General features: G+C 72.5%; 8 protein-coding genes. 4 read left to right on the top strand and 4 right to left on the bottom strand.

Annotation, left to right across the window (positions count from 1 at the left end):
* Positions 1–58 precede the first annotated feature (58 nt).
* Complete coding sequence (locus AB0O01_RS03945; RefSeq protein ID WP_365310765.1) at positions 59–721, top strand: hypothetical protein; 663 nt, start codon at positions 59–61, stop codon at positions 719–721.
* Positions 722–961: 240 nt separating this feature from the next.
* On the opposite strand, the gene AB0O01_RS03950 is transcribed toward AB0O01_RS03945, so the two are convergent.
* Positions 962–3061, bottom strand: a complete 2100-nt coding sequence (locus tag AB0O01_RS03950; protein WP_365310767.1) for a bifunctional glycosyltransferase 87/phosphatase PAP2 family protein — start codon at positions 3059–3061, stop codon at positions 962–964.
* A gap of 333 nt (positions 3062–3394) precedes the next feature.
* On the opposite strand from AB0O01_RS03950, the gene AB0O01_RS03955 reads away from it, so the two are divergent.
* On the top strand, positions 3395–4069 hold the full coding sequence (locus AB0O01_RS03955; protein ID WP_365310769.1) for an O-methyltransferase: 675 nt from the start codon (positions 3395–3397) through the stop codon (positions 4067–4069).
* A 77-nt stretch (positions 4070–4146) separates the two neighbouring features.
* Here AB0O01_RS03955 and AB0O01_RS03960 read toward each other — a convergent pair whose 3' ends face one another.
* The gene (locus AB0O01_RS03960; RefSeq protein ID WP_365310771.1) at positions 4147–4539 is read right to left on the bottom strand and encodes a hypothetical protein; all 393 of its coding nucleotides are present in this window, start codon (positions 4537–4539) and stop codon (positions 4147–4149) included.
* Positions 4540–4653: 114 nt separating this feature from the next.
* Between AB0O01_RS03960 and AB0O01_RS03965 the strand changes: the two genes are divergently transcribed.
* Positions 4654–5061, top strand: a complete 408-nt coding sequence (locus AB0O01_RS03965) for a DUF1992 domain-containing protein (protein ID WP_365310773.1) — start codon at positions 4654–4656, stop codon at positions 5059–5061.
* Positions 5062–5100: 39 nt separating this feature from the next.
* Here AB0O01_RS03965 and AB0O01_RS03970 read toward each other — a convergent pair whose 3' ends face one another.
* Positions 5101–7047 carry an MDR family MFS transporter gene (locus AB0O01_RS03970; RefSeq protein ID WP_365311227.1) on the bottom strand — a complete coding sequence of 649 codons (1947 nt, stop codon included), beginning with the start codon at positions 7045–7047 and terminating at the stop codon, positions 5101–5103.
* 662 nt (positions 7048–7709) lie between these two features.
* Here AB0O01_RS03970 and AB0O01_RS03975 point away from each other — a divergent pair.
* A complete protein-coding gene (locus AB0O01_RS03975) occupies positions 7710–8822 on the top strand; it encodes a peptidoglycan-binding protein (protein WP_365310775.1) in 1113 nt (370 codons plus the stop codon).
* Positions 8823–9219: 397 nt separating this feature from the next.
* Here AB0O01_RS03975 and AB0O01_RS03980 read toward each other — a convergent pair whose 3' ends face one another.
* A complete protein-coding gene (locus AB0O01_RS03980; protein WP_365310777.1) occupies positions 9220–9894 on the bottom strand; it encodes an HAD-IA family hydrolase in 675 nt (224 codons plus the stop codon).
* Positions 9895–10124: the final 230 nt, after the last annotated feature.

The raw sequence follows: 10124 nt of genomic DNA on the forward strand, positions 1-10124 counted from the left end.
CACGCCCACTCGGGAAGGGATGAGGCACATGACACGTTCAGGGACACCCTGGCTGCGGGTGCTGGCCATCGCAGGCGCCGCCGCGCTGTTCACAGCCGGCTGCCAGTCGACGGATGACAGTTCCCGCAGAGCGGCCGGCACGGCCACAGCCTCTCCCGGCGCCGGAACAGCCACGGGGTCGCCCTTGGCGGTTCCCGGTCGCTCACTCGGAGTGCGGGAGCTGAACCAGGCGTTGCCGGACCGGGAGTCCCTGCCGGGGTGGAACCTGATGCGCGAGCCCACGGCCCACACGAACCGCTTCGTTTGCGAAGGCGTGTTCACCAACCGCTGCACGGGTGTGAAGGCGATCGCTTACGTCACCTTCTCGCGCGGCCCGCGGACCACCGAGGAGTGGGCGAAGCTCGATTTCAATCTGTACTCGGGTGACAGCGAACAGCGCACGCGGGAGTTGTACGCCGCGCTGCCCGTGAGCGGGGACGAACTGCGACTGGGTGAGGGCCCTCCGGCGGACGATCTGCGCACGACCCGCGAGAAACTTGGCGTGGCCACCGTGCTCCAGGCCAAGGCCCGCGTGGACGACGTGCTTGTCTGGATCGTCGTCATGGGCTCCGAACAGACTGCCACACCCGAACGCCTCGAAAGCGCGCTGAAGTTGGCGTATGAGCGGGTGCTCCAGGCCAAGAGCGGGAGCACTCCGACGGCCGCTGCGTCGATCGACTGAAGGGTCTCCGTGGCGGACGCCGTCACCCGGGGTGGCCACGCAGCCGCGACAGACCGGCCTCAGTCACTCCTCGTCGACACCGTCCCGTACCAACACCCGGGCGACCTCCACGCCCGGCCCTCGGACATTTCAATGGCGATACGGCGCTCATACCCGTGGCCGGGGATACAGAGGTCAAAGACGTGGAGCAGGCAGAGGACGAGGCCGCAGGTTCCTTCGAACGCCTCGAAAAAGAGGCGTTTACGGCCGGATCAATTCCGTCCGCACCGACTTCCGGCCGTCACCCGTGCCGTCACCGTCGCCCTCACCGTCAGCGCCACCTTCGCCCTCCGCCACCCCCGCCGCAGCGCCCGCCCGCGCCCGGGGCCCCTGGAACAGCCACACCAACAGGAAGCCTCCGCCCACCACCGCCGCGCCGCCGACCGCGTCCAGTACCCAGTGGTTGCCGGTCGCGACGATCGCGCAGACGGTGAGGAGGGGGTGGAGCAGACCCAGCGCCTTCATCCACACCTTCGGCGCCACGATCGCGATCACCACACCGCACCACAGGGACCAGCCGAAGTGCAGGGACGGCATCGCCGCGTACTGGTTGGTGAGGGACGTCAGGGTGCCGTAGTCCGGCTGGGAGAAGTCCTGGACGCCGTGGACCGTGTCGATGATGCCGAGGCCCGGCATCAGGCGCGGCGGGGCCAGGGGGTAGCCCCAGAAGCCGATCAGGGCGAGGAGGGTGGTGATGCCCAGGGTGGAGCGGGCCCAGCGGTAGTCGACGGGGCGGCGCCAGTAGAGGAGTGCCAGGACCGTCAGGGGGACCGCGAAGTGGAAGGACGTGTAGTAGAAGTCGAAGAAGCCGCGCAGCCAGTCGAGTTTCACCACCGCGTGGTTCACGGTGTGCTCGATGTCCAGGCCGACCGCCCGCTCCAGGTCCAGGATCTGCCAGCCGTGCGCCTCCGCGCGCTCCCGGCCGCCCTGGATCGTGCCGCCGGTCGCCGCGAGACGGACCTGCTGGTAGGCCGCGTAGGTGACCCGGATGAGGAGGAGTTCCAGGAGGAGGTTGGGGCGGGTGAGGACCCGTCTGAGGAAGGGGAGGAGGGGGACCCGGGAGAAGCGGGACGGGGCCGGTTTCGCGTACTGGGTGGGGATCGGCGCCCGGTAGTGGGGGGAGGTGCGGGAGAGGAACGGGACCACCGTCGCCGCCGCCAGCGCGGCCAGCAGCACCACGTTGTCCCGCAGCGGGTACAGCGCCGCCATGTCCGGCAGCATCATCTTCGCCGGGAGGGTCATGACGAGGATCACGGCGACCGGCCAGACATAGCGGTCCGACGCCCGGCTGCCCACCCGGCCCACCACCGCCAGCAGCAGCCAGAGGAGCTGGTGCTGCCAGGTCATCGGCGATACGGCGATGGCGGTACAGCCGGTGATCGCCACCGCCAGCAGCAACTGCCCGTCCCGCGCGTAGCGCACCGCCCGGCGCAGACCGAAGTACGCCACGGCCGCGCCCAGCAGCAGGAACAGCGCGATCTCCAGCGGCCCGCTCAGCCCCAGCCGCAGCAGCGCGCCGTGCAGCGACTGGTTGGCGAGGTCGTCCGCCGCGCCGCCCAGCCCGGTGCCCGCGATGTGGTGCACCCAGTAGGTGTACGAGTCCTGCGGCATCGCCGCCCAGGCGAGCGCCGTCAGCCCGGCGAACGCGGCCCCCGTGGTCGCCGCCGCCTGCTTGCGGCCGGTGAACCAGAGCAGCGGCGTGAACAGCAGGACCGCCGGCTGGAGCGTCGCCGCCAGCCCTATCAGCAGCCCGCTGGCCCGCTCACCGCGCACCACGAAACAGCCGAGCAGCACCAGCAGCACCGGGATGATGCTGGTCTGGCCGAGCCAGAGCGTGTTGCGCACCGGCAGCGACAGCATCAGCAGCACGATCGCCACCGGCGCCGCGAACTGCGCCGCCCGCCGCCCCACCGGCTGCGGCAGCGCACGCGCCGCGACCAGGCCAAGACCGGCCACCAGCAGCAGCGAACCCAGCGTCCAGCCCCACCCGAGGGCCTGCTCGGCAGCGCGGGTCAGCGGTTTGAGCACCAGGCCGCTGAACGGCGTACCGGTGAAGCGGGAGGTGTCGTACAGCGAGCCCTCGACATGGAGCACGCCGTTCGGCCCGACCCAGGTCTCCAGGTCGGTCAGCCGCTCACCGCGCGGGGTGCCGAGCACGACCGCCATCTGCCGTACGGCGAGGATCGCGGCCACCACCCACAGGCCGACCCGCGCCATCCGCAGCCGGGCCCCGGCCTCCCCCGCGGCGGCCGTCCCCGCGAACGCCTCCGCCGGTCGCCCGCTGTGCTCCGCATTCGCCACGCCTCGTCGGCCTCCCGCCCCGTCCGTCCCGCGCGTCCTGTGCGCGGGAACCCCTGTGAACCAGCCCTGTGCGGCTCACACCGCCCCCGGAGAGAGACGCAGGCTACTCCCGATTCACCTGACGTCCGCTCTTGTTTTGTCCGGATGACGATACTGGCGCCGGGGTTCGCTCCTTCCGGCGGGAAGGGACATGACTCACACCGGGACCCCTACCGGGACTCGCGCCGGGTCATGGGGAAGATCGTCCGCGCGCCGGTGGGCATCCCCTGTAGACATGCAGAGTCAGCAGACCCGCAGAGCCATCGACACAGAGTGACGAGAGGGACACAGCGCATGAGTGACGACGCACAGGCCACCTGGGACGCCGTGGACGAGTACTTCGCCGGACGGCTCTCCCCCACCGACGAGATCCTCGCCGCGACCGCCCGGGAGAGCAGCGCGGCCGGGCTCCCGCCCATCGCCGTCTCCGCGCCCCAGGGCAAGCTGCTCCAGCTCCTCGCCGAGATCCAGGGCGCCCGTACCGTTCTGGAGATCGGCACCCTGGGCGGCTACAGCACCATCTGGCTCGGCCGCGCCCTGCCCTCCGACGGCCGGCTGGTCACCCTGGAGTACAGCCCGCACCACGCCGAGGTCGCCCTGCGCAACCTCGCCCACGCGGGGCTCGCCGACCTCGTCGACGTCCGGGTCGGCGCGGCCCTGGACTCGCTGCCCCGGCTCGCCGACGAGAACCCGCCCCCGTTCGACCTGGTCTTCATCGACGCCGACAAGGGGAACAACCCGCACTATCTGGAGTGGGCCCTGCGGCTCACCCGCGCGGGCAGCCTGATCGTGCTCGACAACGTGGTGCGGGGCGGCCGGGTCGCCGACGCGGACTCCACCGCCGACGACGTCCGCGGCACCCGCTCGGCGATCGACCTGATCGCCGAGCACCCGCGGCTGACGGGGACGGCGATCCAGACGGTCGGCGCCAAGGGGTACGACGGCTTCGCGCTGGCCCGCGTGCTGTGAGTCGGTGAACGAGGGGCCGTGGGCCGGGAGGGCCATGGGCCAGGGGGCCGTGAGCCAAGAGGGCCGTGCCGGTCACGTCACGCCTCGTGGTAGAAGCCCACGTTGACGCTGCGCGGAGCCGTGCGGTCCTGGATGACCAGTTCCCCGCTGCCGCCCCTCGGCAGCGTCACCGAGCCCCCGTAGGCCAGGGGCTGCGCGTACTCCCCGACGATCAGCCGGACCTCCGAGGACGGCTCCGCCTGCGAGCCGCGCAGCCAGGTCACCTGCCAGGCGCCCTCGGGCCCGCACAGGAACTCCAGATGCACCCGGGAGACGAACAGCCAGTCCTCGGGCGACCCCAGCCGGCACACCGACGTGTCGCGTCCCACGCGCAGGACCGCCCCCGGCTCGCTCGGCGCGTCGGCCATCTGCATACCGGCCGTAGCACCCGAGTCGGGGCCGGAGACGGCGGCCATGGTGAGTTCGAGCACGTGCGCTCCCCCTGAGACAACAGCATGTGAAACAGCCTTGAACGGCGGTCCCGTTGACCTGCCGCCGCCGCATGATAAATCGCCCGGCCGGGTGGCGTCCGGCACAATGGGTTCATGACCGAGCGAAAGCCACCGGGGGTCGGCTTCGAGTCCTGGACCGATCACCAGATCCGCCGGGCGGAGTCCCGCGGCGACTTCGCGCGGCTCGCGGGCGCCGGGCGCCCCCTCCCCAGCGAGGTCGAGGCGCCCTATGACGAACTGTGGTGGATCCGGCGCAAGATGGCCCGCGAGGGGCTCTCGGCGCTGCCGCCCGCGCTCGCCCTGCGCAAGGAGGCGGAGGACGCGCTCACCGACGCGCTCGCGGCCCCCTCCGAATACCGCGCCCGGAAGATCATCGAGGACGTCAACGCCAAGATCCGCGCGATGATGTTCCGCCCGCCCCCGGGCCCGCCGCTCGGGAAGAAGCCGTACGACGTGGAGGATGTGCTGCGCCGGCGGCGGGAGCGGACGGGCGAGGTGTAGCCCGTCGGCCCGGTCGTGGGGTTCCGGTCAGGAGTCCGGTCAGGCGAATCGTTCCGGGTGCTGTTCCCCGCCCGGTTGTTCGCTGCTCGCGCCGCACAGTTCGTCGCTGAGTTCCTTGACCAGGTGGACCAGGTCGGTCGGGCGGTCCGGGCCCCACCAGTCGCCGAGGAGGTCGGTGAGGGAGGCTTCGCGGGCCGTGGCGAGCCGGGCGGCGGCCTCCGCTCCCTCCGGGGTGAGCAGCAGATCGAGGCCCTCGCGGTCGGCGAGGCGGCGGGTCTCGATCTGGCGGGCGGCCTCCAGGATCACGGTCAGCGGGACCGTGCCGCGCTCGGCGAGACGGCCGGGCTCGACCGAGCCGTACTTCTTCATCCGCAGCAGCATCCAGCTCGCGGCGGGCAGCAGGTCGTAACCGGCCCGCGCGGTGATGTCCTGGTAGATCTCCCGGCGGCCCTCACGGGTGCCGAGCACCGACAGGGCACGGCACACCTCGTCGTACGAGGACCGCTCGACGGGGTTGCTGGCGAGGGTCTGGGTGGCGTCCGGGGCGGTGACGCTGCCGCGCAGCCGGTCCTCCTTGAGGAACCAGGCCAGCACGAAGCCGAGCAGGGCGACGGGGGCCGCGTAGAGGAACACGTCGGTGATGGACGAGGCGTAGGCGTTCAGGGCGGCGGGGCGCAGGGCGGCGGGCAGCTCGGACAGGACCCGCGGGTCGCCCTCCAGGGTGCCGACCGAGACACCGGGCGGCAGCGGGACGCCACGGAAGGCGTCGGCGAGCCGGTCGCCGAGCCGCCCGGCGAAGATCGCGCCGAAGACCGCGACGCCGAAGGAGGCGCCGATCGAGCGGAAGAAGGTCGCGCCGGAGGTGGCGACGCCGAGATCCTCGTAGGGGACCGCGTTCTGCACGATCAGGACGAGGACCTGCATCACCAGGCCGAGGCCGACGCCGAAGACGAAGAAGTAGACGCTCATCAGGGCGGTGGAGCTGTGCTCGTCGAGCTGGTGGAGGAGGAGCAGGCCGAGGGCGGTGATGCCGGTTCCGGCGACCGGGAAGACCTTCCAGCGGCCGGTGCGGCTGACGATCTGCCCGGACGCGGTGGAGGCGATCAGCAGCCCGAACACCATCGGCAGCAGATGCACCCCGGACATGGTCGGGGTGACCCCCTGGACGACCTGGAGGAAGGTCGGCAGATAGGTCATCGCGCCGAACATCGCGAACCCGACGACGAAGCTGATGACGGCGGCGAGCGTGAAGGTCCGGATCCGGAACAGCTTGGGCGGCAGCACGGGTTCGGCGGCCCGCCGTTCGACCCGTACGAACACCACCGCGAGCAGGACACCGGCCACCGCGAGGGCGACGATCTGCGGGGAGCCCCACGCCCAGGTGGTGCCGCCGAGGGAGGCGACCAGCACCAGGCAGACGGCGACGGTGGCGATCAGGAACGTACCGAGGTAGTCGATGACGTGCTTCTGCCGTTTGCGGGGCAGATGCAGCACGGTCGCGATGACGATCAGGGCGACGATCCCGATGGGCAGGTTGATGTAGAAGACCCAGCGCCAGCTCAGATGCTCGGTGAAGACCCCGCCGAGGAGAGGGCCGAGGACGCTGGAGGCGCCGAAGACGGCACCGAAGAGGCCCTGGTAGCGCCCGCGTTCCCGGGGTGAGACCAGGTCCCCGACGATCGCCATCGACAGCACCATCAGCCCACCGCCGCCGAGGCCCTGGAGGGCGCGGAAGCCGATCAGCATGGGCATGTTCTGGGCGAGTCCGCACAGCGCCGAGCCGATCAGGAAGATCACGATCGCGATCTGGAAGAGGCGTTTGCGGCCGTACTGGTCGCCGAGCTTGCCCCACAGGGGGGTGGCGGCGGTGGACGCGAGGAGATACGCGGTGACCACCCAGGAGAGGTGGTCCAGGCCGCCGAGGTCGCTGACGATGGTGGGCAGCGCGGTGGAGACGATGGTCTGGTCGAGCGCGGCGAGCAGCATGCCGAGGAGCAGGGCGGCGATGGAGACGAGGACGGTGGCTTTGGGGGTGGGGTCTTCGGGGGTGGGGGGTTGGGGGGCGGGAGGTTCGGGGGCGGAGTCCGGGTCGGTGCCCTCCGGGCCGGTCGCGTCCGTGCCGGGGGCGGGACCGGTTCGCCCGGTGCCGGTTTCGTCCGGGCCGGTCGCCTGCTGTGCGTCGTCGGTCATCTGACCTCCTGGGCTTCCGTGTCCCTTCCATCGTGGTCGGTGTGGTGGGTTATGGCCTGTCGAGTCCGTTTGGAATGTGGGATTCCGGCCTCAATCCCGGGGCTTACCGGAAAGCGTCTCCACGAGATCTGCATAATTCCTGGCATCCGCTAGGGAGGGAACACGTGGTCGATATGGAGGGACGGGAGGGATGGGACGGCGTGGAAGGGGCTGAGCTGCCGCAGGGGCCTGACGCGGCCGACGGCTCGGGGGGGTCGGGGGGAACCGGGGGACCCGGGGGGTCGGGGGGACCTGGGGGACCCGGGAGGCCCGGGGGGCCGGACGAGTCCGAGGGGCCGGGGGGACCCAGGGGACCCGGAGGGTCCGAGGGACCGGGGGGACCCGGGAGGCCGGGGGGACCCGGCGGACCCGGAGGGCCAGGGGGACCCGGAGGGCCGGAGGGACCCGGCGGGCCGGAGGTGCCCGGGGCTTCCGAGGCGTCGGGCGCCTCTCAAGGGCCCGGTGACAGCCCGGAGGGCCACCGCTGTCCCGAGTGCGGAGCCGGGCGCGGGCCCGACAACACCCCCTCGTGCGCCTGCGGTCGCGTCGCCTCCGACGCCCTGCGCGACGCCCGTACCGCGGAACAGGCCGCAGCCGAGGACTTCGACCCCCTGCGCATCCGCCCGTACATCGACCTGAACGGCACCGCAGCGGCAGCGGCAGCGACACCGGCACCGGCACCGCAGCCGCCTCCCGCCGGGGGCCAAGCCCCCGATCCCGACGCGACCATGACCCTGCGGGCGGTGTCCGCGCCGCTGCCGATGGAGGTGCCGACGCCGGTGCCCGGACCGGATCCCGGGCATGTGGAGGCGTTCGAGGGCGGCTCGGGAGCGGCTGGGCCGTCGGCCACGGGGGCGTTCCCGGACCGGGTGGCGCCCGGCCCGTCGCGCCGGCGCCGCAAGGGGCTGCTGATCGCGGCGGGCGGTGCCGTGGTGACGGTGCTCGCGGCGGCCGGGTTCGCGGGCGGGCTGCTCTCGTACGACAAGCCCTCCCGGGACACCGCGATGCCGGACGACATCCGGGAGGCCGTGCCGGATGTGCGGACGAGCGGGCCCTCGGGGTCGCCGGGGTCGCCGTCTGCGGTGCCGCACTCGCCCTCGGCGTCCGTGTCGCTGTCGGCGTCGCCGAGCACGTCACCGTCCGTCACGCCGTCGCCCTCGGCGTCGGATACGACGTCGGCGACCCCGTCCGCTCCGGGCGGCACCGAGGGGGCCGCGCCCAGCGGGACGCCTACGGCCACGACGACGCCGGACGACGACCGGTCGGGCGACGGGGGTGGCGACGGTGACGGCGAGGGGGAGGGCGGGGTGGTGCTCCGCCGGGGGGACCAGGGGCCCGAGGTCACCGAGTTGCAGCTCCGGCTTTCCGAACTGCGGCTCTACAACGGCCGGGTGGACGACCGGTTCGGTCGGGATCTGGAGAACGCCGTGACCACGTATCAGTGGGCGCGGGGGGTACGGGTGGAGGAGGGGTGGGGGGTCTACGACGGGGCCACGCGGGAGATGCTGGAGCGGGAGACTTCTGAGCCGTAGGTGTGCCCGTGCCGTCCCGGGGGGCGTTGGGGGGTGCGGGTGGGTGGGGGCTGGGCGCGCGGTTCCCCGCGCCCCTGGAAGCGGGGCGTCGCCCTCGCCCGTGCGCGGTGCGAGCCGCAGGTATCTCCGCCGTGCGCGGTTCCCCGCGCCCCCAGAGGCCCCGCGTGCAATGCGAACCGCAACCGTCCCCGCCGCGCGCAGTTCCCCGCCCCCCCCAGAAGCCCCGCGTGCAATGCGAACCGTCAGCGTCCCCGCCGTGCGCAGTTCCCCGCGCCCCCAGAGCCCCCGCGTGCAATGCGAACCGCAACCGTCCCCGCCGCGCGCGGTTCCGTGCCCCCCCCAGAAGCCCCGCGTGCAGTGCGAGCCGTGCGCCGTTCCCGTGCCCTAAGCGGCAGCGCTACCCCACCCGCACCTCCACCCACCCACCCCCGACCCCCACAACCCGCACCCCCGTCAGATCCCCCACCACCACATCCGGCCCGTACAACCCCGCCCGCGGCCCGACCCCCACCACCCGCATCCCCGCGGCGCGCCCCGCCTCGATGCCCGCGTCCGAGTCCTCGAAGACCACGCAGTCGCCCGGCGCCACGCCCAGTTCGGCCGCGCCCTTGAGGAAGCCCTCGGGGTCCGGCTTGCTCGCGCCGACCGACTCCGCCGTGACCCGGATCTCCGGCATCGCCAGCCCCGCCGCCGCCATCCGCGCCCCGGCCAGCGCCATGTCCGCCGAGGTCACCAGGGCGTGCGGGAGCCCGTTCAGCGAGGCCATGAAGTCGGCGGCCCCCGGCACCGGCACGACCCCGTCCAGGTCCGCCGTCTCCTCGGCCAGCATCCGCGCGTTGTCGGCGAGGTTCTGCTCCACCGGCCGGCCGGGCAGCAGCATCGCCATCGAGGCGTGCCCCTGCCTGCCGTGCACGACCCGCATCACCTCGTCGCCGTCCAGCCCCTGCCGGTCGGCCCAGCGGCGCCAGATCCGGTCCACCACGGCGTCGGAGTTCACCAGCGTGCCGTCCATGTCGAGGAGCAGCGCGCGGGCGGTCAGGACGGCGGAGGGGGCGGGGACGGTGGCCGACATCGGCAGCTCCAAGCGCGGGGACGGAGAAAGGCGGCCCCGCCCGCCGGTCAGGGAGAACAGGCGGGGCCACTTTGTTTCCACACGGTACAAAACAAATCCGGCATCCCGCCAGTGCCCTCACAGGATCCGCGCGAAATCGAACGCAGCCTCCCCCCTCACGCCGCCCCACATCACTCCCACATCACGCCCATACCGCCTCACACCAACCCACATCACGCCTATACCGCCTC

It is taken from the genome of Streptomyces sp. NPDC093252, from assembly GCF_040683675.1.
Classification (GTDB): domain Bacteria; phylum Actinomycetota; class Actinomycetes; order Streptomycetales; family Streptomycetaceae; genus Streptomyces.

Bases quoted from the DNA above. Each gene is read 5' to 3' on its own strand.
- AB0O01_RS03955 (WP_365310769.1), top strand. From the start codon at position 3,395: ATGAGTGACGACGCACAGGCCACCTGGGACGCCGTGGACGAGTACTTC.
- AB0O01_RS03965 (WP_365310773.1), top strand. From the start codon at position 4,654: ATGACCGAGCGAAAGCCACCGGGGGTCGGCTTCGAGTCCTGGACCGAT.
- AB0O01_RS03970 (WP_365311227.1), bottom strand. From the start codon at position 7,047: ATGCTGCTCGCCGCGCTCGACCAGACCATCGTCTCCACCGCGCTGCCC.
- AB0O01_RS03980 (WP_365310777.1), bottom strand. From the start codon at position 9,894: ATGTCGGCCACCGTCCCCGCCCCCTCCGCCGTCCTGACCGCCCGCGCG.